Source organism: Pseudomonas sp. R1-43-08 (assembly GCF_003852255.1).
In the GTDB taxonomy this organism is placed as follows: Bacteria; Pseudomonadota; Gammaproteobacteria; order Pseudomonadales; family Pseudomonadaceae; genus Aquipseudomonas.
In genome coordinates this window covers 1,998,939-2,022,492 of sequence record NZ_CP027734.1, presented here as the reverse complement: position 1 = coordinate 2,022,492, position 23,554 = coordinate 1,998,939, and the positions used below count along the sequence as shown (strand labels likewise).

Here is a 23,554-nt window from a genome sequence, read left to right as displayed (position 1 = left end):
CCAGGCCGGTGAGTTGCGCGGTCATTTCGGTGATCTGGCGGACCAGGCCGTGGATCTTGTCGACAAACCGATTGAACGCGCCGGCCAGGTCGCCGAGCTCATCCTGGCTGGTAATGGCCAGGCGGCGTGTCAGGTCACCTTCACCGGCGGCGATATCGTCCAGGTTGGCCTTCATCAGGCTCAGTGGGCGCAGGATCGTGTTGGCCACCAGCAGGCCGACGGCGGCAATCACCAGCAATACCACGACCGCCAGACCGAGAATGCTCAACAGTACGCCTTCCATGCGTTTCTCTACCTTGGCCTCGACCACCGCAACCTGAGCATCGATGCCATCCAGGTTGACCGAGGTACCGATGACCATGTCCCACTTGGGCAGGTATTCGGTATAGCCGAGCTTGGGCACCAGCTCGGTCTGGCCGGGCTGGGTCGAACTGTATTGCAGGTAGTGGGTACCGTCCTTGCCGACTTTGACCAGGTCGCGGTTGACGTAGACGCCGTTGGGGTCGCGGTTGTCCTTGAAACTCTTGCCCACGCCGTCCGGGCTGTTGCCCTTGAACAGGCGAATGGTCTCGGAATCGTAGCCGAAGAAATAACCGTCCTTGCCGTAGCTGGTGTTGGACAGCAACTTGACCACCTGCGCCCGCGCTGCCGTATCACCGGGGGCGGCCGCGTCGTAGAACGGCTTGATGGTGGTCAGGGCCACCTCGACATAACTGTGCAGCGTGGTCTTGGCGTCATTGAGCAGACGTTGGCGGGTTTCATCCACTTCGTTGCGCGCCTGGCCCTGAAGTATCCACACGGTGGTCAGGCTGATCACCAGGGCGAACAGCAACACCGGCACTATGGCAAGGGTCAGGACTTTGGCCTTGAGGCTCAGACGCATGGCTTTTCTCTCTTATTAGGGGCGGCTTGAGAGGTTAGCGGCCAAACGTCAATTTTCTAGAGCACTCTCTTGTGGCGAGGGAGCTTGCTCCCGCTCGGGTGCGCAGCGCCCGCCAGCTTTTGGGGCCGCTTCGCAGCCCAGCGGGAGCAAGCTCCCTCGCCACGATGGACGCCTCAGAGCGTCATCGCCGCCAGCCAGCCAAACGCCAGCAGCGGCAGGTTGTAGTGCAGGAAGGTCGGCACCACGGTGTCCCAGATATGATGGTGCTGGCCGTCGATATTCAGGCCGGAGGTCGGCCCGAGGGTGGAGTCTGACGCCGGTGAACCGGCGTCGCCCAAGGCCCCGGCGGTGCCGACGATACATACAATCGCCAGCGGGCTGAAACCCAGTTGCACGCACAACGGCACAAAAATCGCGGCCAGGATCGGCACCGTGGAAAACGACGAACCGATGCCCATGGTCACCAACAGCCCCACCAGCAGCATCAACAGCGCCCCTACCCCACGGCTATGGCCGATGAACGCCGCCGAGGCCTCCACCAGCGAGCGCACATCACCGGTGGCCTTGAGCACTTCGGCAAAGCCCGACGAGGCGATCATGATGAAGCCGATCATCGCCATCATCTTCATGCCTTCGGTGAACAGGTCATCGGTGTCGCGCCAGCGCACGATGCCCGACACCGAGAAAATCAGGAACCCGGCTAGCGCGCCGATGATCATCGAGTCCAGCCACAGCTGAATGATGAACGCCGAAGCAATCGCCAGGCCGGCGACCAGCAGGGTCAACGGGTTGTACTGCACCGCCACCTGCTCGACACGCTCGATTTTCTCAAGGTCATACACGCGCTTTTTGCGGTAGCTGATAAACACCGCCACCAGCAGGCCGACCACCATGCCCAGCGCGGGCAGGCTCATGGCGTGGGTCACGTTGACCTGGCTGATGTCCACGCCGCTCTTGGCTACGTTGGCCAGCAGGATCTGGTTGAGGAAGATATTGCCGAAGCCCACCGGCAGGAACATGTAGGGCGTGATCAAGCCGAACGTCATGACGCAAGCGATCAGGCGGCGATCCAGTTGCAGTTTGGTCAATACATATAACAGCGGCGGCACCAGCAGCGGGATGAACGCGATGTGGATCGGCAGGATGTTCTGCGAAGCAATCGCCACCGCCCACAACAGGCCGATCAACAGCCATTTGACGTGATTGCCGCCGCTGGCTTCCTGGCGATCGACCAACAACAGCGCTTTGTCCGCCAGGGCATGGGCCAGGCCGGATTTGGCAATCGCCACCGCGAAAGCGCCGAGTAAGGCGTAGGACAAAGCCACCGTCGCACCGCCGCCCAAACCACTGTTGAACGCTTTGAGCGTGGCGTCGATACCCAGGCCACCGGTCAAGCCGCCCACCAGGGCGCCCACGATGATGGCGATGACCACATGCACGCGGGACAGGCTGAGCACCAGCATGGTGCCGACCGCGGCGATAACAGCGTTAATCATGGTTACCTCAAGACAGAAACATAAAAGACCGGCATGCCCGCGCCTCAGCGGCCATTGAAGGTGCTGCCGGCGTACGGGCTCAAAGAGGTCTTATTAGAGGCCGCGCACTTTGCAGCAGCCGGGCGGCCATGTCAAAAAGCGACGCCGTTTTGAGGGTTAAATTGATTGTTTGAATAAAGAAAAACTCGGCGCAGCCGATAACGACTTTCTATGTGTATTCAGGTAAAGGATGTCCCGATGTCGCTCAGGCAGCTCTCCATTCAATGGAAAATCACCCTGCTCGCGGGCCTCTGCCTGCTGGGGATCGTGACCCTGCTGGTGGGTCTGTCGCTGTATCGCATGGCGCAGAATTCCGAGCAGGTCAAAGCGTCCAGCATGCAGATGCTCGATGAGGCCGCCCAGGCGCGCATCGAGGCTCAAGGTGAAGTGCAGGCGCTGGGCATTCGCCAGCAGTTCATGGATGCCTATCAGTACGGCCATGGGTTTTCCCGCCAGGTGCTATTTTTGCGCGAGCAGGCGGAAAAACGCTTTCTCGACGCCTTCGACACCCGCGAAGACCTGACCCGTCAGGTCAGGGCCGCGCTCCAGGCCAACCCCGACCTGCTTGGCTTGTCGCTGGTGTTCGAAGCCAATGCGCTGGACGGCAAGGATGAGTTGTTCGCCAACCAGGCGGAACTGGGCAGTAACGACACCGGCCGCTTCGCCCTGTACTGGTCGCAGCCGACGCCCGGCAAAATCACCTCCATGGCGCTGCCCGAAAGCGACATGAGCGACACCTCCGTCGGCCCCAGCGGCGAAAAAGCCAACGCCTGGTTCACCTGCCCGCGCACCACCCTCAAGCCCTGCGTGATCGAGCCTTACTTTTATGTGATCGACGGGCAGAATGTGCTGATGACCAGTATCGTCTTCCCGCTGATCGTCAACGGCAAGGTCATTGCCTCGCTGTCGGTGGACATCAACCTCAACAGCCTGCAGGCCGTGAGCCAACAGGCCAGCCAGAAACTGTACGACGGCCAGACCCACGTCAGCATCCTCAGCCCCACCGGCTTGCTTGCCGGCTACAGCCCGGACGCCAGCAAGCTCAGCCAGCGCCTGGACCAAGTCGACACGGCCAACGGCGCAGAGTTGATCACGGCCCTGGCCAGCAGCACACAGACCCGCAGCCTGCGTAGCGATCAGCAACTCAAAGTGCTGGCGCCCTTTGCCCCGATCCCCGGCGGCAAGCCGTGGGGCGTGCTGCTGGACGTACCGAAAAAAGTCCTGGTGGCGCCGGCCGAGGCGCTCAAGGCCCAACTGGATGCCGACAATACCCAGGGCACCCTGCTGGAACTCGGGCTGGGCCTGCTGGCCGCCGTGGTCGGTCTGATCCTGGTGTGGTTGATGGCGCGCAGCGTGACCCGGCCGATCCTCGGTGTAGCGCACATGCTCCAGGACATCGCCAGCGGCGAAGGCGACCTGACCCGCCGCCTGGCCTACGACAAACAGGACGAGCTGGGCCAACTGGCGGGCTGGTTCAACCGTTTCCTCGACAAGCTGCAGCCAATCATTGCCGAGGTCAAACGCTCGGTGCAGGACGCCCGCGGCACAGCCGACCAATCCGCCGCGATTGCCAGCGAAACCAGCGCCGGCATGGAGCAGCAGTATCGCCAGGTTGACCAGGTGGCCACCGCTTCCCACGAAATGAGCGCCACCGCCCAGGACGTCGCCCGTAGCGCAGCCCAGGCAGCGCAAGCCGCCCGCGATGCCGACCAATCCACCCGCGACGGCCTGACCGTGATCGATCAGACCACCAGCAACATCGGCTTGCTGGCCGCTGACATGAGTACGGCCATGGCGCAGGTTGAAGGCCTGGCCAGCAGCAGCGAAAAAATCGGCTCGGTCCTGGAAGTGATTCGCGGCATCGCCGAGCAGACCAACCTGTTGGCGCTCAATGCCGCCATCGAGGCAGCCCGCGCCGGTGAGGCCGGTCGTGGCTTTGCCGTGGTGGCCGACGAAGTGCGCAACCTGGCACGGCGCACCCAGGAGTCGGTGGAAGAAACCCGCGTGGTAATCGAACAATTGCAAAGCGGCACCGAGGAAGTAGTCGGTGCCATGGGCAACAGCTACCGCCAGGCCCAAGGCAGCGTCGAACAGGTCGGCCAGGCAGTCACCGCGCTACGCCAGATCGGTGACGCCGTGACCGTGATCAGCGACATGAACCTGCAAATCGCCAGCGCCGCCGAAGAGCAAAGCGCAGTGGCCGAAGAGATCAACCACAACGTGGCGACGATTCGGGATGTGACGGAGTCGCTGTCGGAACAGGCCAATGAATCGGCGCGGGTGAGCCGGGCGTTGAACAGCCTGGCGAATCAGCAGCAGGGGTTGATGGATCAGTTCAGGGTGTAACGACTCTGATCCGGGCGCAGATCCAATGTGGGAGGGCGGTGCGACGATTCGACTTGCACCCGATGGCCATAGGTATCTACACAACTTTGGCGTGGCCCTGAACCTGTGGCGGCCCAGGAGCCGAAGCCTCTCTAACTGATGCCCCGCGACCTAAATGTGGGAGGGGGCTTGCTCCCGATGACGGCCTGACAGCCGACCAAGATGTTGGATCTGAGCGAGTACATATCCGTTGCTGCGGTAACGGCGGCTTAGGGGTCCGCCCTGACGGCGGGTCACTTTGGAAAAGAGCCCCAAAGTAACCAAAGGGCTCTTGCCCCACCACTCGGCACCTCGCCCCGGCTCGGTGTGCCCGTAATCCGACATTGATTTGGGGGGCCGCCGCCACGCGCCATCCATGGCGCGGGGCGGCTAAACCGGCATCCCTGCCGGTTTACCCCCCAAATCACTGTCGAATTGCGGCCAGCGTGGTTTAACGGGGCGCCTAGATCAAAAGCAAGATCAAGAGCGGCTCGCTTCGCATCGTGGTTACCGTAGGCTGATGCTAGTTGTGTAGATACCTATGGCCATCGGGGGCAAGCCCTAATGCCAGTCAGTTAAGAAGTAGCAGGAGCGAGAACTAACTTGTGGCGAGGGAGCTTGCTCCCGCTGGGGCGCGAAGCGGCCCCAAACAATGGGACTGCTGCGCAGTCCAGCGGGAGCAAGCTCCCTCGCCACAGGTTCGGTGTCGCCTTAACTGACTGGCATTAGGGCAAGCCCCCCCACATTTTTAAATCGGCACTACCGCCTGGGCAATTCGATCAACGCTTTGAGCCCGCCCAACTCGCTTTCCTGCAACTGCAACGTCCCGCCCCACACCTCGACGATATCGCGCACGATGCCCAGCCCCAGACCGTGGCCGTCGACCTGCTCATCCAGGCGTGCGCCACGGCTGAACACTTGGTCACGCAGGGTCTCGGGAATGCCGGGGCCATCGTCTTCGACGGCCAGCAGGTAGCTGTGCGGCGTCTCACTCACGCTCAGTCGTACTTCGGCATCCGCCCATTTACAGGCGTTGTCCAGCAGGTTGCCGAGCAACTCGAGCAAATCTTCACGGTCCCAGGGCAGTTGCAGGCCGGGGGCGACGTGGTAGCGCAGGTCCAGGTGTTCGCCGTGGATCATGTTCAGGGTGGCCAACAGCCCCGGCAGTTCTTTTTCACAGTCGAACAACGCCCCCGGCAGGGTTTCGCCAGCCAGGCGCGCGCGATTGAGCTCGCGGTTGAGGCGCTGCTGCACCTGCTCAAGCTGATCGCGCAACAACTTGCTCAACTGCGGCTGATCCCTGAGTGCCTCGCTCGACGCCGCACTCAACATCACCGCCAATGGGGTTTTCAGCGCGTGCCCCAGGTTGCCCAGGGCATTGCGCGAGCGCTTGAGGCTGTCTTCGGTGTGTGCCAGCAAATGGTTGATCTGCGCCACCAGCGGCTCCAGCTCCAGCGGCACCTGGGTGTCCAGTTGCGAACGCTGGCCCTGCTGCAACTGAGCAATCTGATTGCGCGCAGTTTCCAACGGGCGCAAGGCGCGGCGCACGGTGATCCGTTGCAATACCAGCACCACCAGCAATGCCGCCAGCCCCAGTACCAGGCCGATCTGGCGCATCAGGCGAAAGCTTTCCCGTACCGGCGTGTAGTCCTGCGCCACGCTGATGGAGATCGGCAGGCCGAAGCGTTTGTAGTCGGAGCGCAATACCAGCAGTTTCTGGCCTTCAGGCCCCAGTTGCAGGTTGCCCTTGAGTCCGGCCTCGGGGAGCGTCGGCAGTTCCTGGTCCCACAAGGAGCGGGAGCGCCAGTGAGTTTCGGCAAAATCGATGCGGAAGTAATGCCCCGAGAAGGGGCGTTGATAGGCGGGCGACAGGCGATGCTCATCCAACTGTACGCCGTTGGGCCCGCGCACCAGCGCCACCAGCAGGTTTTCGCTGTCGTTGCGCAGGCCGGCCTCCAGATAACGCTGCAAACCGGCTTCGAACAGCCACAGGCTGGTTTGCGCCAGCACCACGCCGACGATCACCAGCACGCTGATCAATCCCAGGCTCAAGCGCCGCTGGATCGATTTCATGCAGGGCTGGCGCCAAACCGGTAACCCTGGCCGCGCCGGGTTTCGATCACGCTGCGCCCCAGCTTGCGGCGCAGATGATTGACGTGGACTTCCAGCACGTTGGAGTCGCGCTCGGTCTCGCCGTCATAAAGATGCTCGGCCAGATGGCTTTTCGACAGGATCTGTTCGGGGTGCAGCATGAAATAACGCAACAGGCGGAACTCGGCGGCCGTGAGCTGGATCTCTTCACCGTCGCGCAGCACGCACTGGCGGCCTTCGTCCAGGTGCAGGCCGGCGGCTTGCAGGGTCGGTTGGTTGGCATGCCCGTGAGACCTTCGTAACAGCGCCTGAATGCGCAGGTGCAGTTCTTCGGGGTGAAACGGCTTGCTCAGGTAATCATCGGCGCCGGCCTTGAGCCCCTCGATACGTTCGGCCCAGGAATCACGCGCCGTCAGCACCAGCACCGGCGTAGCCAGGGCTGCCGCGCGCCATTGCGCCAGCACCTCCAGCCCCGGCAAACCCGGCAGGCCAAGGTCGAGGATAATCAGGTCATAGGGTTCGCTGCGGCCCTGGTACGCCGCGTCGCGCCCATCGGCCAGCCAGTCGACCGCATAGCCTTGGCGCTGCAGGCCGGCCAGCAGCTCATCGGCCAGCGGGACGTTGTCTTCCACCAGGAGCAGGCGCATCAGTCTTCCTTATCTTTGATCAATGTACCGTTGGTTGCGTCGAGCTTGATTTCGCGCACCACGCCTTCGGTGGTCACCAGTTCCACTTCATAGGCATATTCGCCGTGCTTTTTCTCCAGCTCCGCCTCCAGCAGCCGGGCTCCAGGGTAGCGTGACATGGCCGTATGCAACAGGTCCTCCAGCGGCAGGATCACCCCCTGCTGGCGCAGCGCCAAGGCTTCATCCTGATTGAGGTCGCGAGCAGCCAGGCTTGAGCAAAAGGCCAGGAGCGCCAGCAGCACCAGACTACCGGCGCGTCGATATAGCGTCATTACGTGTCCTGATGATTCTTGAGAACGTGCCCGGTGAGCGCATCCAATTCAACGTCCCACTCAAGGCCATGGGCATCTTCCAGTTCGACCTGGTAGACGTACTTGCCGTACTCCTCGTCCAGGTCAGTGCCCAGCAAGGTGGAACCCGGATGCAAGGCCAGGGCCGTGGCTTCAAGCTGATCGAAGGCGACAATGGTAACAGTGCCAGGCAATTTCAGCGGTTTGTCGCGGTCCATTGCCCAGCCTTGCGTGACCGAGGATGCAATGATACCGGCGGCGACCAGCGCTGTAAGGCGCTTCATGATGAGTCTCCGTTTCAGGATGTTTTTCCTACACCTGATCACGGTACGCGCGGCAACTTAACTGAAACTGAATTGCCACCATGGCAATTTCGCTTCGATCTCCCACGCCATACTGTTTACTCTGGATACAACCGTTATCGTTAACGTTTTTCGCGAGCACCCTCGCCCCTGCCCGAGACGTGTATGACCGCCATTCACATCAAATTCCCCGCCCTGACGCTCAAGGCCGGCACGCGCGCCTTCGCCCGTATTCGCGAGCAAGGCCTTGCGCCCGCTGACGTGGGCATCCTTCCCGGCGCGGCCGGCGGCCCCAAGGCCCTGGGCATTCAAGGCCTTGACCTGGCGCTGTTCGGCGACTGGCTGGCGCGTGCGCCTCGGGAGCGCGCGCTGATCGGTGCGTCCATCGGTTCCTGGCGATTTGCCAGCGCTTGCCTGCCCGACCCGGTGCAAGGCTTGCTCGACCTCGGCCGCCTGTATAACGAACAGCGTTTTGCCAAAGGCGTGACCATGGCCGAAGTCAGCCAGAGCTGTGAGCGTATGCTCGACGACCTGCTGGCCGGCCGCGATGCACAGGTGCTGGACAACCCCGACTACCGCCTGAACATCATGGTGGTGAAAAGCCACGGCTTGCTCGCCGATGACCACCGAGGCCGGCTGGGCCTGGGCCTGTCCTCGGTGATCGCCGATAACCTGCGCGGCCGCGCACGGTTGTCGCGGCATTTCGAACGCCTGATCGTCCACGACCCCCGTCAGGCGCCCCCGGTCCACCCATTGAAGGATTTCCCGTCGCGCTTCCTTGCACTGGAAATGGGCAACCTGCGCCAGGCGCTGCTGGCGTCCGGCTCGATTCCCATGGTGATGCAGGGCGTACGCGACCTGCCCGGTGCGGGCGCCGGAACCTATCGCGACGGCGGCTTGTTGGACTACCACCTCGACCTGCCCTACTGCGGCGACGATATCGTGTTGTACCCGCACTTTACCGACCGGGTCATTCCCGGCTGGTTCGACAAAGGCCTGCCATGGCGGCGCAGCAATCCACAGGGTTTGCAGGATGTCTTGCTGCTGGCACCGTCCAGGGACTACCTGGCCCGTCTGCCTCACGGCAAATTGCCGGACCGTAGCGATTTCAAGCGCTTCATGGGCGACGACAAAAGTCGCAACAAATACTGGCAAACGGCAATGAGCGAGAGTCGGCGGTTGGGCGATGAGTTTCTGCAGCTGGCGGACAACGGTGGACTGGGCGAGCGTTTGCAAGCACTTTGACCCAGCGGTATGCGCGGCGACGGGTCAAGCTGTTAAACTCGCCGCCTGCCAGATACCTGACCGAGCTGAAAATACCGTGGAAATCTTCAAAGAGTTTACGTTCGAATCCGCCCACCGCCTGCCCCACGTCCCCGACGGCCATAAATGCGGACGCCTGCACGGGCATTCGTTCAAGGTGGCGATCCACTTGAGCGGCGACCTGGATCCCCATACCGGCTGGATTCGCGACTTCTCGGAAATCAAGGCGATTTTCAAGCCGCTCTACGAGCGTCTCGACCACAACTACCTCAACGACATCCCCGGCCTGGAAAACCCCACCAGCGAAGTGCTGGCCAAGTGGATCTGGACTGAATTGAAACCCTTGCTGCCGGAACTCAGCGCGATTCGCATCCATGAGACGTGCACCAGCGGATGTATCTATCGCGGCGAGTAAGTCCTGGACTGTTGAGAAAACCACCTGCGGGTGGTTTTTTTATGCCTGCCCTCGACTGATCCGATTTGTATCACGGCTGCACCGCTTTCGCGCTTGATGGGCCAGCAGTTCCCCTTGCGCAGACGACTTCCCTGCGTTTGGCTATAACTACCGGGCGCCCCAGGGCGCATGCACCCGCGCCGCCGTTTTGGCACGCACGGTGCAACAGGCCTGCGTCATTATCCAGGGAGCAAGGCACATGACCCAGCAAGAATCCGGTAACGATTACCCGCTCAGCGAAGTGCCCCTGCATGCGCGCAAGGGCCTGGCCTCCACGGCCATGGTGCTGCTGGGGTTCACGTTTTTTACGGCAACCATGTTTGCCGGCGGCAAGTTGGGGGTGGCCTTCAGCTTTACCGGCATGCTCGGCGTTGTGGCCCTGGGTAACCTGCTGCTGGGTATCTACGCCGCGGGCCTGGGCTACATTGCCTTTAGAAGTGGTTTGAACTCGGTATTGATGGGGCGTTTCTGCTTTGGTGAAATCGGCAGCAAGCTCAGTGACCTGATCCTCGGTTTCACCCAGATTGGCTGGTATGCCTGGGGCACCGCCACGGCCGCCGTGGTACTGGGCAAGTATTTCGAGCTGAGCCAGGGCAGCGTGCTGGCATTGATGGTGGTGTTTGGCCTGGTGTTCTGTGCCACGGCATACGTGGGGTATCGCGGGCTGGAAATCCTGTCTTACATCGCGGTGCCCGCCATGGGCATTTTGCTGGTGCTGTCGATGTGGGTCGCGACTGTAAAGGTTGGCGGGCTGGACGGCCTGCTGGCGGTGGTGCCGACCGCCGAGCTGGACCTGTCCACCGCGATCACCCTGGTGTTCGGCACCTTTGTCAGCGGCGCGACCCAGGCCACCAACTGGACGCGGTTTTCTCGCTCGGCCAAGGTCGCGGTACTGGCCAGCCTGATCGGCTTTTTTATCGGCAACGGCTTGATGGTGTTGATCGGAGCCTACGGCGCCATCGTTTATCAGCAGCCGGACGTAGTGGAAGTCTTGCTGCTGCAGGGTTTCGCCATGGCGGCGATGGCCATGCTGCTGCTCAATATCTGGAGCACTCAGGACAACACCATCTACAACTTTGCCGTCGCCGGCTGCAACCTGCTGCGCACCCGGCGGCGCAAAACCGTGACCCTGGCCGGTGCAGTGATCGGCACCCTGCTCGCCTTGCTGGGCATGTACGACATGCTCGTGCCGTACCTGATTCTGTTGGGCACGGTGATTCCGCCGATTGGCGGGGTGATCATGGCGGACTTCTTCTACCGTTATCGCGGCCAGTACCCACGCCTGGCGGATGCCCGCCTGCCCGCGTTCAATTGGCCCGGGCTGGCGGCGTACGCGGTGGGCACGCTGTTGGCGTTCAACTCACCCTGGGTTGCACCGCTGGTGGGGATCGCTGCCGCGTCGCTCACCTACATGCTGCTCATTGCTTTACTGCGCGTGCGCGAACCTCTGGCCGACGCCCCGGCATGAGCCTGAGCACTGCCAATGGTAACCTGATGGCCGCCTGATTGAATTTAGCCAAGAGGAACTTGCCCATGCACATCATCAACGCCCGCCTGCGCAACCGTGAAGGCCTGCATGATCTGCACCTGGAACATGGCCGGATCGCCAGCATCACTGCACAAACAAGCATACCGACCTTAATGACCGGCGACCTGGATGCCGCCGGCAATCTGGTGATCCCGCCCTTCGTCGAACCGCATATTCACCTGGACGCCACCCTTACCGCCGGCGAACCACGCTGGAACATGAGCGGCACCCTGTTCGAAGGCATCGAGTGCTGGGGAGAACGCAAAGCCACCATCACGGAGGAAGACACCAAAACCCGCGCCAAAAAAACCATCCAGGCCCTCGCCGCCCACGGTATCCAGCATGTGCGCACCCACGTCGACGTGACCGACCCGGACCTCACCGCGCTCAAAGCCATGCTGCAAGTGCGCGAAGAAAGCTCGCACCTGATCGACCTGCAAATCGTTGCCTTTCCCCAGGAAGGCATCGAGTCTTTCCGCAATGGCCGTGAACTGATGGAAGAAGCCATTCGCCTGGGCGCCGACGTCATCGGCGGCATCCCCCACTTCGAGTACACCCGCGATCAAGGGGTGAGTTCGGTGAAGTTCCTCATGGACCTGGCCGAACGCACCGGCTGCCTGGTGGATGTCCACTGCGACGAAACCGACGACCCGCACTCACGCTTTCTCGAAGTGCTGGCCGAGGAAGCACGCAGCCGCGACATGGGCGCTCGCGTCACCGCCAGCCACACCACCGCCATGGGCTCCTACGACAACGCCTACTGCGCCAAACTGTTTCGCCTGCTGGGTCACTCCGGCATCAGCTTCGTCTCCTGCCCCACCGAAAGTATCCACTTGCAAGGCCGCTTTGACAGTTTCCCCAAACGCCGGGGCGTCACTCGCGTCAACGAACTGCTCGAAGCCGGCATGAACGTGTGTTTTGGCCAGGACTCCATCGTCGACCCCTGGTACCCGTTGGGCAACGGCAACATCCTGCGTGTATTGGAAGCCGGTTTGCACATCTGCCATATGCTCGGCTACCGCAACCTGCAGAACGCCCTGGACCTGGTCACCGACAACAGCGCCAAGGCCATGGCCCTGGGTGACCGGTACGGCCTGGAACCCGGTCGACCGGCCAACCTGCTGGTGCTCTCGGCAGACAGTGACTATGAGGTGATCCGCAGCCAGGGCCTGCCGTTGTATTCGATCCGCAACGGCAAGGTGCTGATGAAACGTCAGCCGGCGCAGGTGGAATTTGTGTAATGCACTGAGCTAGACGATCGCGTCGATGTCCAGTATTTGCGCTTTTCCCCGGTCGCTGTGGAGGGCTGACGGAACACTGGCCACCTGGGACAAGGCGCGGTTTTCCCGGTGAGTGAACCAGCGTTTGAGACCCAGTTGCAGATTGGCACTGTGGGCATGGCTACCGTACACATCGCGCGCATCGAGGCGGCGCCAGCGCAGGCTGGCCAGGCGCTCGCGGCTGGTGTGCAAGCGGTCTATCTCGGCGTTCAAGGCGTCGTTGTGCTCATGGCTACGGTCATTGGCCGGGCGCAATCGGGCAAGCTCGCGGCGTTTGGTCCTCAACTGCTCGCGCATGTCTTCGAGGGCGCTATCCACCAGCTCGAATTCCCTCGCGGTCACCAGAGGGCCCTGACTCTCCAGGGTTTGCTGCCAGCGCCGCAATGTCGCCCAGGCTGCGGGAATGTAGCTGGCGGTCATGAAGTGCTGGTTGGCCTGGAACAGTTGCCGCAACAGGTTGTCGCGGTCGGGCATGTCGCCGTGTAACTGCAGCGCTCGATTACAACCAGCCTCCTGGATCGACTCACAGCCAGGTTTCCACAACACCGAAGCCTGCGTGCCATCGGCAAGTCTAATCGGCATGAAGTGCTGCTGTTCACCATGGTGCTGGTAGGCACTCCCACCGACGCGTACCAGGCCAGCGGCAAACAACAAGCCGCCGGCGGTGGGGGCACTGAATAAGGTGACGGCGCCTGGCACCCAGAGTTTGGCAGTGGTGTTCATCCAGGGCGCCGGAACACTGGGGACGGGATCATTGTGGTTGACGATTCGGTGATGGACCAGGGCGCGGGCGCCTGCGGTGAATTCGGAATCGGCGGCGCGGGGGGCACCGTAGGTATAGAGCAGGATGTTGTAGTTGGCGTCCGGGATGCGGCGCAGCCCTTCAGCAAGTAGCAAGGCAATCGCGCCGCCGAGGCTGTGGCCGCAGATGACCACGCGTTGATCAATGTGGTATCGCGAAAGGTAATCCAGGACAAAATGATACAGGGCCTTAAATCCTTGGTAAAAACCTCGATGAGCTTTACCTGCACCTTCGACGAAAGGGACTTGATGAGCATCTGCGTCGCGCAAGGCATCTGCGCCACTGGCCGTACCACGGACAGCTATGAGGACAACTTCATCGTGATGACAAATGAAAGCTTGAGTGTCAGTGCCGGATTCAACGTCGTTAAAAAAATGTATACGCTCCGGATGCTCACCAGGCGGTTGATTGCGCTCATACAAAAGAGGATCAAAGGGCAAAATCTCAAAGCGACGGGAGTAGGCGACGTCTTCATACAATGGATAAAACCGCTGCACTTGTTCTGAGTCGAACTTCCAAGCCTCCCGGTAACACGACAACTGCTCTACAAACACGTTTCCTATACTAGGATTCAGCGGGAAACTGACCGTATCCCCATCTCCCGTTGGAGGATCTTGACCAAATTCGCAGTAACTCAATGTGGCCATAAGCGCCAGCTGGTAAAGGTTCAATGCACAAAACTGATCATCCGTGGAAATGATCGGCCGTAGCGCTCGTAGAGGACGTATCTCCAATACCGTAAATTGGTTCGGCAATAGCGCCAACCCCTTGAATAAGGATTCCGGAGGACCGAATCCCAGGTCCGCCATCAGCCTGAGCGTATTGTGCGTGGGACGGCGAGCTTCAGACGACGGCGGAGGTAAGTGGGCTTTGTACCGAACCAGATCACTGACCTCCACCTGATGAAAACGATCTGCTTTTTGCCGTGCCGGGTTATTTTCGACACGCTGACCATCCTTGTTCTGAAAACATGTTTGCTCTGCGCGTACTTGAAGCTCCGTAATGGGTAACGCGTAATTAGGCCGCGACATAAGCCGGCGGTAAGGCGCTTCTCCTCCCGAATAAGGCTCGTCCATCAAAAGGATTACCGGGCCACAATAAATACCCTCTAGCTTGGCAACCCCGCTCCCATCCAAACGCCCTTTGTATTGCTGCCCTGCACTGTCCAGGAGAGTGTAAGGCAGGCCGCCATAGGCCTTGCCGTTCCCCGTTTCATCTACCAGGCAAAAGGACAACCAATCGCCGCGCAACGGGCAAGCAGGCATCCTGTCGTTAAAAAACTGTCGCTTCCATGCATTCTGTTTCATGAGGTTTCTCCATTATTAATTACACGCTGGATAAACGTCGCATAGGCGGCCATCTGGCATCTTGAAACGCTTGAAGTCGACTACATTCCCGCGACAAAACGCGAATAGATCCTCCTCGCTTTCGCCCCTGCAACGCCTCCAGCCACCGGCAACCTTTACCCAGTTATCAGCCACAGCCGGTTCTTCTTCCTCTGTAAATGCCAATACCATTCTTAACGTCTTCCCGGACAATCCGTCACGGTGCACATGCCCGCCAGGCCGGGCCCTCTTGAGTTTTCCAGCAGCATCCAGTGATTTGCACCAAAGGATTTTAAGAATGGCGTGCTTAGGGCCAGCGGTACGAAATAACCACTGGCATTGCCCGGGAAGCTCCTGGACTCCGTTCTCAGGCATCACAGGCATTCCAGCCTCCCATCTATCGTGGAAATAGATGAGGGCATAGTCCCTTCCGATGTCCGACCAACGCTGCCCCCAATTGGCATTAATTGCGAAAACAAGGCGGCGCAATACTAAGGGGCAGCCATTTACTTGCTCCGTGAGGGGCACTTCAAAACTAGCCCTGTTGCCGACGGGCTTGCTGGCAGCCTTGAATATCTTGAGTTCAGGACGCCTGCCATTTCTTTTAGGCAGTTTGCAGACTTCGCCTGATGCAGGTGCATATGAAGCGTCGCCTAACACATCAAATCCCGCCGGCAAATCCACCTCCAGCGTAAAGCTATCCGTCGCTTTCCCCGCACACCCCGTAAGCCACATCATTCCAACAGCCAGCAATGCACGTCCCATCCACCTACTCATCCCCGAGCGCCTCCTTGCGCCACTGCTCCAGCACACGTTCAAAATGCTGTGTCGGTGCCTCCCCCTCCAACGGCTGCCACCGAATGACACTGCCCCGAGTCGCCTCTTCCAACCGGCCCACCACCAGAAACTCAAGTTGCTCAGGCGAACGCCATTGCCAGCTTCGGGCCTGCTCCAATACTTGGGCCAGCCAGATCCTGGGGTCGTGAAACTCCACCAGAGCAGCCAGGTCTTCACTGTGTTCAGCCAGCAGGTAGCGCAGGATATTGGCCTGCAGAATGGTCGCGGCCTGAGGGTTGGGCGCCTGCAACCAGGGCGCGGGATCGGGGACCGCATACTCGCCCGGCGCGGGATTGTCGTGGCTGCACCAACGGCCCTCATGCCAGTAGCACACGCTGGTCAGCGGGCCCAGGTAGATGGGCCATTGCTCTGCCGGCAGATATGCAAGGGCACGGGCCAGGGTGCGGTTGTCGTGGAAACGGTACAGGGCCTTTTTGCCTTCTGGCCCGACCAGCAGTCGCTCCCGCCAATGTCGGGTCACAGCGACCAGGTCGTCGCTGGGTAAACTGCCCAGCCAGCCCCGGTTTGCCTCAGGGTTCTGCAGATGATTGGCCAGCGCAGGCTCCCCCATCCGATCCAATAACAGGATCACGGGGCCCTTGCTCGCCAGTTCCACTACTGCTGTTTCGCTATAGAGTGGGCGATACTGCGAGAGGTCGCGCGCCGCCATGAGCGCCTGGCAGTGCTCGTTGTTCGCTTCGAGTATCAGGCACAAACTGCGCCCCGCTTGTTGCTGTTGCGCCATCCATTGATAAGGCACGTCTTGCATCACGCGGCCCTCCCGGTGATATCGCATTGACCTTCGCGACAACGCTCGCATATGGGGCAAAAATCCGCGTCCAATTGGCGGGCCATTTCCATGATGAGGCCTTGCACAACGGAAGCCTCGGGAGCGCCCGCAACAGAGGAAGGGCTGGCCGACCGTGCAGCGGATGGCGCCCCACCGACAGTGATGGGCCGGCTGCTGAAAATCCCGCCGGCCTGAATCTGCAAATGCTCGCCGCCGGCCTTGAAACTCAACTGCGCGCCTGCGTCGATGACAAGGCTGGCACCCGCCTTCAGGTGAATCTGTTGACCGGCTTCGATCACTATCACCTGTGTCACCTGGGTGTAGCTGTCGCCTTGCACGGCCAGATGGTCGTTTGCCGTCAGCGCAACACTGCGGTCTCCCGTGATGTGGCGCTGCTCTCCGCTCTCAAGACGCACCGTGCTCAAGCCTCGGATGATTTCACTGCGCTCACCGAACACTTCCAAACGGCTGTCATGGCCCACCTGCTGCTCCAGATCGCGCTGGGCTCGCAGGTAGATCAGTTCCTCGCCACGGCGGTCTTCAAGATGCAGCTCGTTGCTGCCCGCGCCCCCGGGGACGCTGCGGCTGCGCAACACGCTGCGGGTCTTGTGCTGCGGCAGGGAATAGGCCGGCATGTGCGACGCATTGGGCAGGCAACCGTTGATCAATGGCTGGTCCGGGTCGCCCTCCAGGAAAGTCACCAACACTTCCATGCCCACTCGCGGAAGCATCATGGCGCCAAACCCCGCACCGGCCCAACTGGATGCAACCCTCACCCAACAGCTGCTCTTGTCATCTGTCTGGTCCAGGCGATCCCAGTGAAACCGCACCTTCACTCGACCATAGGCATCGCAGTGCACCTCCTCATCCGCAGGCCCTGTAACCGTCGCCGTCTGGCTGCCGTTGATGGACGGCTTGGGATGTTTGAGCGGGGGCCGATGCACCGCACGCCAGGGGGTCGCAGTGAAACGGTTGCGATACCCGACGAAGGTGTCCGTATCGGCTATTGCTTCCTCCAGCACCTGTGGCTGATAGCCTTCGTGACTCACCGAGGTGAACAACCACAGGTCGTTGCAGACCGGATCCGGATGGCCTTGCAACTCAAGAAAATGGCCACTGCGCAACAGGGGCTGGTCGCTCTTGCCTGACGCACAATGGCGGTCGGATTGATGTCGCTCCAGGCTGCGACGCGCCAGTTGCGCTCCCCGTGCATGGCCGGTGAAACCGGCTGGGTAACGGTAGTCTTCAAGCGCCGCGTCCGGTACACCGCCGGCGGTATCCTGCAACCGCAGCGACGGGTGTTCGAAGTCATGGTCGCGGCGCACCGTTCGCCGGCTGCGGGTTTGCAGGCGTACATCGAAGCGGTGAATACCCTTCGTTGCGGCCAGCGGATCGATCGTCGAGCAGTATCGCTGCATCGGCAGGCGCTGAAATACGGTTTGATCATCCCCAAACACCAGCAGATGAGCGTCGACACTATGGCGGAAGTGGTAATGGATACCCTCCTCTTCGCACAGGCGCTGAATGAAGTGCAGATCCGTTTCCGCATACTGCACGCAAAAGAGCCGAGGCGGATAAACCACCGGGCCGAGCTCGAAGGCGTAGGCATCTGCCAGGATGCCGTGCTGCTCAAGAACGCTGGCAATCATCTGCGGCACGCTACGCTGCTGAAAAACCCGCTGGTCGCGGCGATGGGCAAGGCAGGCCAGGCGGGGCGCGAGGGTAAGGTGATAACGGGTGAGCCGGGCACCCGGAGCATCGCGGCCGATGGTATAGACCAACCCGTGCAGGCCTTGCTCCGTTTCGCCCAGGTACAGATAGACCGGCTGATGAAGCAACGCCTCCAGATCCAGGTCAGGGCTTTCGCTGGCGAATTGCACCTGGATGAAATACGGTTGATCAAGACACTCACTGCCTTTGAAAGCGAGTACCTGCAAGTGGGCAGTGACGCCTTGAATCATTAATTTGAAACGTGACGAAACAAACGCGTCAACCATCCGTTGTTACCCGCCAATCAATAACTCGCTGATTAAAAGCTCTCCTCGTTGACTGCCGAATACTGGCCGAGAAAAAGCGCCTGAACGCCCTGAAGCTTAGCGATCTCAGGGGAAATTCGGCCCTTGGAAAATAAAAAAGAAGTTTCGTACGACGAGGTTGGAAGTGTCTTTTACAAAATAAGAAATTCGTTTAATAAACAAATTATCAACAATAAGAAAATTCTTACTTCGACACTTCCAAATAGAACTATCCATTAAGGAAATAGCTGACCCACATCACCATGGCAATTGCTTACGCCAGTGAATGCGCGGTCCCGAAAAGACTGACGCTCGACAACGTTTCAGCTTCAACCCGCAGACGTACTGGCGCCGTGCCGCCCGGCATCACCACCGCCACTTCCCCGGCGCCGACCCAACCTGCTCGCCATGCCGCACAGGCCACCGCGCTGGCGCTGGTACCCGAAGACGCAGTAGGCCCTTCGCCGCGCTCGAACACCCGCGCGATTACCTGATTACCCGACGCGCGCGCGGCCCATTGCAAATTGACCCCCGCGACACAGGGACGACCGCTGCCCACAGGCGGAGCGAAGGCGATCGCTTGCAATCGCTCAAACAGTGCCGGTTGATGCATGGCGAGACAGGTGGGCAATGCCGCCATCTGCTCGACAAGTGTTACGCAATGGGGATTGCCCACCCGCACGAACTGGCTTCTATCCCATTGCGGGTCTATCGCCGCCAACGCGGCCACGTGACTGAACTCACCCTGCTGCGCCACACCGCTATCCACTCCCGCACCGGCTGCCGATGGGCCGAAACCCGGTTGCCCCAGGTCCAGCCAAAAGCCCTCGACCTGCTGGTACACCGCAGGCTCCACCCGCGTGACCACCGGAGAAACTGCATCCGCTTTATCGTGATGCACCCGCAACTCGCAGCCTTCTGACATAACGCCTTGGTCGGTCAATGCCTGGGCAAAGATGGTTAACCCGTTGCCACTGCGCTCGGCGAGGCTACCGTCAGTATTGACGATCAATAGATCGAAAGGTGGCGCAGTCTGAAACGGCCCAACCAGCAACCCGTCGCAGCGATGAGCCTTGGCACCGGGCGCCGGCGACACCGATCCCCACCCGCATTCGGCGGCGATGGCCGATGCGCTCCATGCCTGGCGCGTACTCGCGGCGAGGTCGGCGCTGTCGGGCAGGTCAACACCCCGGCGACGTAAATAATCGGGGCTGACTACCCCATAGATATTGCCGCGCGCGTCATAGAACCGAGTCACGCTGTAAGCTGCATGAAAAAATTCATCGGTCTGTTCGTCGGTAGCCTGAAAGAGAGAGCAACAGCGTATTACAGAACGCCCACTTCTACACACGCGACACCTTCAGGTTGGAAATACCGTCACGGGCCGCTCGCTGATCCCAAGGGAACCCGGCTCGCCCGACGAGGCCTGATGTGCAAGGATGTCACGCCGGACATCGTTCGTTGAACGCAACACCAAGGATTATTCATGACTGCCATCCCCACTTCCGCCCCCGTGGTTCCCGGGCGGCTGGAGCAAATGTCGACCCGTATCGCTTTTTTCATCGCCGGCTTCGGCATCGCGGCCTGGGCACCGCTGGTGCCGTACGCCAAGGCGCGCGCGCAACTCAACGAAGGCACACTGGGCCTGTTGCTATTGTGCCTGGGGGTAGGATCGATCCTCGCCATGCCCGTGGCCGGGGTGTTGGCGTCACGCTTTGGCTGCCGGCGTGTGTTGACCGCCGGCACGGTCTTGATTTGCCTGGCGCTGCCGATGCTGGCCACCGTCAGTTCAATTCCGCTGCTGATGGCGGGGTTGTTCCTGTTTGGCGCAGGGCTGGGCACGGTGGACTCGACGGTCAACCTGCAAGCGGTGATCGTTGAACGCGCCAGCGGAAAAACCATGATGTCGGGCTTCCACGGGTTGTTCAGCCTGGGTGGGATCGTCGGTGCGGCGGGGGTCTCCGGCTTGCTGGGGCTGGGCTTGTCGCCGCTGCAGGCAACCCTGGTGGCGATCGTCATCATGGCAGTGGCGCTGCTCAAGGCCAGGCCGCATCTGCTCCCCTATGGCAGTGAAAGCTCAGGGCCGGCGTTTGCCATTCCTCATGGCGTGGTGCTGTTTATCGGCTGCTTGTGTTTCATCGTTTTCCTGGCCGAAGGCGCAGTACTGGACTGGAGCGCGGTGTTCCTCAGTGCCGAACGCGGCCTGGACGCAGCTTATGCAGGCCTCGGCTACGCGGCATTCGCCCTGACCATGACCGCCGGGCGCTTGACCGGTGACGTGATTGTGCGGCGCCTGGGCGCTACCTGGGTGATCGTGGCCGGTGGCACGTTGGCAGCGGCCGGTGTGTTTCTGGCCACGCTGTCCCCCGCCTGGGAAATGGCGCTGCTCGGGTATGCGCTGGTGGGCGCCGGCTGCTCCAATATCGTCCCGGTGCTTTATACCGCCGTGGGCAAACAGAAGGTGATGCCGGAACATATTGCCGTGCCCGCCATCACCACGCTGGGCTATGCGGGCATATTGGCCGGGCCGGCAGTGATCGGGTTCATTGCCCATGCCAGCAGCGTGGCAACCGCGTTCCTGCTGATCGGTGGGTTGCTGGCAGCGGTGGCGATCAGCGGCAGGATAGTGCGTGTATAAACGCTCGCCGGTATGAGCGGCCTGATTATCCACCCCGCTCATACCTGCGACGCCTTCAGTTACCCTTTTCTTTCTTATCGTTTTCCAACCATCGATCGATGCTGTAGTTCTTCAGCCAGCCATCAATGTTGTGGCTCCCAAAAATGTTGGTGCCGTTCGCTTTGTTGCTGTCCAGGGAGTCGAGCAATCCTGGTCGCTCAACAATGTTCTTGGCGACGTATACCTGCTGCTCGCTGTATTTTTTCTTGGGGAACCCAGTCGCCGGGTCCCGTACGACATTACCGTTCTTGTCGGTCTCGTCAGGATCTTTGCTCATTTCGATCAGTGTGTCTGTCTTGACGTATCGGTGCTTCTCGAAAAAGAAGGTGTAGTCTTCGGATTTATCCCGCAGTTGATCAAACATGCCCCTGAACGCTTGCACGACTTGTGCATTGGTTTTCGAATGGAATGGATCCACACTTTGGGTATTGGGGTTGGTGTTGCCAACGACCAGGTCAGATGCATTGGCCAGGCTTTCAGGCGTGATTTTACCGCCATCGACTAGAATCGCCTCGTTGAGCCTGGGGCGATTGAGTATCTCCCTGGCCAACATGATGGTGCGTTCAGAGACGCTGCTTTTGTGCACGTCTTCAGCGGCAATTTGTTGCAGTCCGCTCTGGGTCAGGTGGCCATCTTTCTTGAACTTATCCAGCATGGAAAAGTTGTTATTCAGATCTGTCGCCAGCAGGCGGTCGTCCGAACTGATATAGGGATTTCCCACATTTGACATTCCGCCATACAGCCCTTGGCCGTCAAAATGCCGGCTGGCGCCATTGACCATCAAGCTGTCGGGGGCAAAACTCGAGGTCGTTCCGAGCGGCTGCTGGGTTCCCAACGCCTTGTCCACGACGCTGAGCCGCGCGTAACCACCACCGGCTGGAGCAGGCGCCTGATTCGCACCGGCAGTCCAATTCTGCAGCTGCGGTAATCCAGAGCCTGAAGTATTTATCCCGTTAGTCATGTTGATTCCCACCTTATTTAGATTGCATTACTTGGACCTCGAGTGCTCCGTCTTCAAAAGCGCTGTGACGGTCAGCGCGAGGCAAGTATCGAATATGTGGCAACCTAAAAATAATGGTTCCGGCAAGCCGCCAGCCTGCTCCCGGTAAACCTTGAACATTTGTGACCAACCAGCGATATCAGTGGGTTAACTGTCATTGACGGCGTGACAATTTGCTCCACAGCGCTTCGAGCAATGACACTGCTGACCGAGGCGCCGGCCCGTCCTCTACGGCTCGCGAGCCCCTATCGAAGTCTTCAGTCGTAGGCGCCTTGAAACTGAACTTGGGTGACGACGTGAGATTGAGCCCCTTTGCTTGAGATGAGCCCAGGCCGTGTAGCGTAGTTGCCGGAGCGGGCAGGTTTGCAACAGCGTACTGGGAGTGAGATTGGCGAGGTTCAAATGATGTCGAATTCATAGGCCATTACCTGTTCCAGTAAACGAAGGCATCCATGGGTCACACCAATGGATGCTTTCTTCGTGGTAAATACTTGCAAATGGTTCCAGCATCACTACGGAGCGATTTCCTGGCCAAGTGTCCACCAACCGATGCGACGCATTGGGCCAGGTATTAGCGCAAGAGCCGATACAGGTCGTCCCGGGTGATCTTGCCATCGCGCAGGAACCCGAAGACGTTATCCATCGAGCCCTTCAACTCCGAACGCGCCATGACTTCTCGCGATAGCTGGGTAATGCTGTCCGTGGGTCCATGACCATAAAGCGGACGCGACGCAAACTTTGCGAAGGTGTTGACGTCGATGGCGTTTCTATCGGCGCTCCACCACGGCCCTTTCAACGCGTTGAAGTTATTCAAGACATTCTGGGCAAGTTGCCTGTCGTCTTGAAGCTTGAGTGGGTTCGACGAAAGAATGAATTTGCTGATGTCTTGTTTAGACAGGGATTTATCCTGAGCCCCCGTCCCATCATTTCGATCGAGGGCCTGCATCAGGCCCGGGCGCTTGAGCAGTTCCCTGGCAAGCCTGATGTTCTCGTCCACCTTCGAAAACCCGGTCAAGGGTCGACCTGCCATATTATTTATATGCTCAGGCGTGACGGTCGGTGCGTACCAGGGTTTGAACTGGTCGTATTTATTCAATAGCCCCTGGGCCAACAGCTCGTTGCTCTGTTTTCCGTAAAGAGGATCCGGCAGTGTGGGATTGGGACGTGGGGGCGGGCCTGGATTGAAGCCTGGTTTGCGCGACTGCGCTGCGCTGTCGAAAACCGGGCCGGACTGACTCGCCGACTGCTCGAAACTCGGGCCCGCCGCGCCCGCAGCCTTGGCCACCGCGCTGGGTTGTGCGTCTGCGCGAGTCTGCGCCAGGTTGTCAGTTGATGAGGCGAACGCTTGATTGGATGCGGATACCGACATGGGGTACTCCAGTGCTGATTTAGGGCGATACCTTGCTGCCGCAGCCTTGCCAACGATGGATGA

At 60.3% G+C, this 23,554-nt stretch carries 18 protein-coding genes and 3 pseudogenes; 8 read left to right on the top strand and 13 right to left on the bottom strand.

From position 1 onward, the window contains the following. Positions 1–61 precede the first annotated feature (61 nt). Positions 62–883 (bottom strand): annotated as a pseudogene (locus C4J87_RS26625) (cache domain-containing protein); the annotation flags it as partial. Positions 884–1,056: 173 nt separating this feature from the next. Beyond that, on the bottom strand, positions 1,057–2,376 hold the full coding sequence (locus C4J87_RS09320; RefSeq protein WP_164484581.1) for a Na+/H+ antiporter family protein: 1,320 nt from the start codon (positions 2,374–2,376) through the stop codon (positions 1,057–1,059). 213 nt (positions 2,377–2,589) lie between these two features. On the opposite strand from C4J87_RS09320, the pseudogene C4J87_RS26620 reads away from it, so the two are divergent. The 3 genes and pseudogenes from C4J87_RS26620 to C4J87_RS26610 form a co-directional block, all read left to right on the top strand. Next, positions 2,590–3,906 (top strand): annotated as a pseudogene (locus C4J87_RS26620) (HAMP domain-containing protein); the annotation flags it as partial. 102 nt (positions 3,907–4,008) lie between these two features. Continuing rightward, on the top strand, positions 4,009–4,764 hold the full coding sequence (locus tag C4J87_RS26615; RefSeq protein ID WP_372237494.1) for a methyl-accepting chemotaxis protein: 756 nt from the start codon (positions 4,009–4,011) through the stop codon (positions 4,762–4,764). A 621-nt stretch (positions 4,765–5,385) separates the two neighbouring features. Then, positions 5,386–5,481, top strand: a pseudogene (locus C4J87_RS26610) (N-acetyltransferase); the annotation flags it as partial. Between the two features lie 60 nt (positions 5,482–5,541). Here C4J87_RS26610 and C4J87_RS09305 read toward each other — a convergent pair. The 4 genes from C4J87_RS09305 to C4J87_RS09290 are packed head-to-tail and all read right to left on the bottom strand — an operon-like array spanning position 5,542 to position 8,133. Further along, positions 5,542–6,855 (bottom strand): sensor histidine kinase, encoded by a 1,314-nt coding sequence (locus C4J87_RS09305; RefSeq protein ID WP_124366533.1) that lies wholly within the window; start codon positions 6,853–6,855, stop codon positions 5,542–5,544. Further along, the gene (locus C4J87_RS09300; RefSeq protein ID WP_124362104.1) at positions 6,852–7,520 is read right to left on the bottom strand and encodes a response regulator transcription factor; all 669 of its coding nucleotides are present in this window, start codon (positions 7,518–7,520) and stop codon (positions 6,852–6,854) included. The genes C4J87_RS09305 and C4J87_RS09300 overlap by 4 nt, the downstream gene beginning before the upstream one ends. Continuing rightward, complete coding sequence (locus C4J87_RS09295; protein WP_124362103.1) at positions 7,520–7,831, bottom strand: PepSY domain-containing protein; 312 nt, start codon at positions 7,829–7,831, stop codon at positions 7,520–7,522. The genes C4J87_RS09300 and C4J87_RS09295 overlap by 1 nt, the downstream gene beginning before the upstream one ends. After that, the gene (locus tag C4J87_RS09290; protein ID WP_124366532.1) at positions 7,831–8,133 is read right to left on the bottom strand and encodes a PepSY domain-containing protein; all 303 of its coding nucleotides are present in this window, start codon (positions 8,131–8,133) and stop codon (positions 7,831–7,833) included. Before C4J87_RS09290 ends, C4J87_RS09295 begins: the two co-directional genes overlap by 1 nt. Before the next feature lie 183 nt (positions 8,134–8,316). Here C4J87_RS09290 and C4J87_RS09285 point away from each other — a divergent pair, with 183 nt between their 5' ends. The 4 genes from C4J87_RS09285 (at position 8,317) to codA (ending at position 12,637) form a co-directional block, all read left to right on the top strand. After that, complete coding sequence (locus tag C4J87_RS09285) at positions 8,317–9,396, top strand: patatin-like phospholipase family protein (RefSeq protein ID WP_124366531.1); 1,080 nt, start codon at positions 8,317–8,319, stop codon at positions 9,394–9,396. A gap of 76 nt (positions 9,397–9,472) precedes the next feature. Then, the gene (gene queD / locus C4J87_RS09280) at positions 9,473–9,829 is read left to right on the top strand and encodes a 6-carboxytetrahydropterin synthase QueD (protein ID WP_017736453.1); all 357 of its coding nucleotides are present in this window, start codon (positions 9,473–9,475) and stop codon (positions 9,827–9,829) included. A gap of 238 nt (positions 9,830–10,067) precedes the next feature. Then, the gene (codB, locus tag C4J87_RS09275; RefSeq protein ID WP_124366530.1) at positions 10,068–11,336 is read left to right on the top strand and encodes a cytosine permease; all 1,269 of its coding nucleotides are present in this window, start codon (positions 10,068–10,070) and stop codon (positions 11,334–11,336) included. A 65-nt stretch (positions 11,337–11,401) separates the two neighbouring features. Then, complete coding sequence (gene codA / locus C4J87_RS09270; RefSeq protein WP_124366529.1) at positions 11,402–12,637, top strand: cytosine deaminase; 1,236 nt, start codon at positions 11,402–11,404, stop codon at positions 12,635–12,637. Positions 12,638–12,646: 9 nt separating this feature from the next. Here the strand turns inward: codA and C4J87_RS09265 are convergent, their stop codons facing one another. The 5 genes from C4J87_RS09265 to C4J87_RS09245 form a co-directional block, all read right to left on the bottom strand. After that, a complete protein-coding gene (locus C4J87_RS09265; protein ID WP_124366528.1) occupies positions 12,647–14,785 on the bottom strand; it encodes a lipase family protein in 2,139 nt (712 codons plus the stop codon). A gap of 15 nt (positions 14,786–14,800) precedes the next feature. Further along, positions 14,801–15,580 (bottom strand): hypothetical protein, encoded by a 780-nt coding sequence (locus tag C4J87_RS09260; RefSeq protein WP_124366527.1) that lies wholly within the window; start codon positions 15,578–15,580, stop codon positions 14,801–14,803. Then, on the bottom strand, positions 15,573–16,409 hold the full coding sequence (locus tag C4J87_RS09255; protein ID WP_124366526.1) for a DUF4123 domain-containing protein: 837 nt from the start codon (positions 16,407–16,409) through the stop codon (positions 15,573–15,575). The genes C4J87_RS09260 and C4J87_RS09255 overlap by 8 nt, the downstream gene beginning before the upstream one ends. Then, a complete protein-coding gene (gene tssI / locus C4J87_RS09250; RefSeq protein ID WP_124366525.1) occupies positions 16,409–18,427 on the bottom strand; it encodes a type VI secretion system tip protein TssI/VgrG in 2,019 nt (672 codons plus the stop codon). Before tssI ends, C4J87_RS09255 begins: the two co-directional genes overlap by 1 nt. Before the next feature lie 292 nt (positions 18,428–18,719). Then, positions 18,720–19,703 (bottom strand): diaminopimelate epimerase, encoded by a 984-nt coding sequence (locus C4J87_RS09245; protein ID WP_124366524.1) that lies wholly within the window; start codon positions 19,701–19,703, stop codon positions 18,720–18,722. A 228-nt stretch (positions 19,704–19,931) separates the two neighbouring features. Here C4J87_RS09245 and C4J87_RS09240 point away from each other — a divergent pair, with 228 nt between their 5' ends. Then, positions 19,932–21,083 carry an MFS transporter gene (locus C4J87_RS09240; protein WP_124366523.1) on the top strand — a complete coding sequence of 384 codons (1,152 nt, stop codon included), beginning with the start codon at positions 19,932–19,934 and terminating at the stop codon, positions 21,081–21,083. 55 nt (positions 21,084–21,138) lie between these two features. Here the strand turns inward: C4J87_RS09240 and C4J87_RS09235 are convergent, their stop codons facing one another. Continuing rightward, the gene (locus C4J87_RS09235) at positions 21,139–22,083 is read right to left on the bottom strand and encodes a hypothetical protein (RefSeq protein WP_256660162.1); all 945 of its coding nucleotides are present in this window, start codon (positions 22,081–22,083) and stop codon (positions 21,139–21,141) included. 610 nt (positions 22,084–22,693) lie between these two features. Continuing rightward, positions 22,694–23,491, bottom strand: coding sequence for a hypothetical protein (locus tag C4J87_RS26345; protein WP_256680009.1), 798 nt, complete (start codon positions 23,489–23,491; stop codon positions 22,694–22,696). Positions 23,492–23,554 lie beyond the last annotated feature (63 nt).

Bases quoted from the DNA above. Each gene is read 5' to 3' on its own strand.
- C4J87_RS26615 (WP_372237494.1), top strand. From the start codon at position 4,009: ATGGAGCAGCAGTATCGCCAGGTTGACCAGGTGGCCACCGCTTCCCAC.
- C4J87_RS09305 (WP_124366533.1), bottom strand. From the start codon at position 6,855: ATGAAATCGATCCAGCGGCGCTTGAGCCTGGGATTGATCAGCGTGCTG.
- C4J87_RS09300 (WP_124362104.1), bottom strand. From the start codon at position 7,520: ATGCGCCTGCTCCTGGTGGAAGACAACGTCCCGCTGGCCGATGAGCTG.
- C4J87_RS09295 (WP_124362103.1), bottom strand. From the start codon at position 7,831: ATGACGCTATATCGACGCGCCGGTAGTCTGGTGCTGCTGGCGCTCCTG.
- C4J87_RS09290 (WP_124366532.1), bottom strand. From the start codon at position 8,133: ATGAAGCGCCTTACAGCGCTGGTCGCCGCCGGTATCATTGCATCCTCG.
- C4J87_RS09285 (WP_124366531.1), top strand. From the start codon at position 8,317: ATGACCGCCATTCACATCAAATTCCCCGCCCTGACGCTCAAGGCCGGC.
- codB (WP_124366530.1), top strand. From the start codon at position 10,068: ATGACCCAGCAAGAATCCGGTAACGATTACCCGCTCAGCGAAGTGCCC.
- codA (WP_124366529.1), top strand. From the start codon at position 11,402: ATGCACATCATCAACGCCCGCCTGCGCAACCGTGAAGGCCTGCATGAT.
- C4J87_RS09265 (WP_124366528.1), bottom strand. From the start codon at position 14,785: ATGAAACAGAATGCATGGAAGCGACAGTTTTTTAACGACAGGATGCCT.
- C4J87_RS09260 (WP_124366527.1), bottom strand. From the start codon at position 15,580: ATGAGTAGGTGGATGGGACGTGCATTGCTGGCTGTTGGAATGATGTGG.
- C4J87_RS09255 (WP_124366526.1), bottom strand. From the start codon at position 16,409: ATGCAAGACGTGCCTTATCAATGGATGGCGCAACAGCAACAAGCGGGG.
- tssI (WP_124366525.1), bottom strand. From the start codon at position 18,427: ATGGTTGACGCGTTTGTTTCGTCACGTTTCAAATTAATGATTCAAGGC.
- C4J87_RS09240 (WP_124366523.1), top strand. From the start codon at position 19,932: ATGACTGCCATCCCCACTTCCGCCCCCGTGGTTCCCGGGCGGCTGGAG.
- C4J87_RS09235 (WP_256660162.1), bottom strand. From the start codon at position 22,083: ATGACTAACGGGATAAATACTTCAGGCTCTGGATTACCGCAGCTGCAG.
- C4J87_RS26345 (WP_256680009.1), bottom strand. From the start codon at position 23,491: ATGTCGGTATCCGCATCCAATCAAGCGTTCGCCTCATCAACTGACAAC.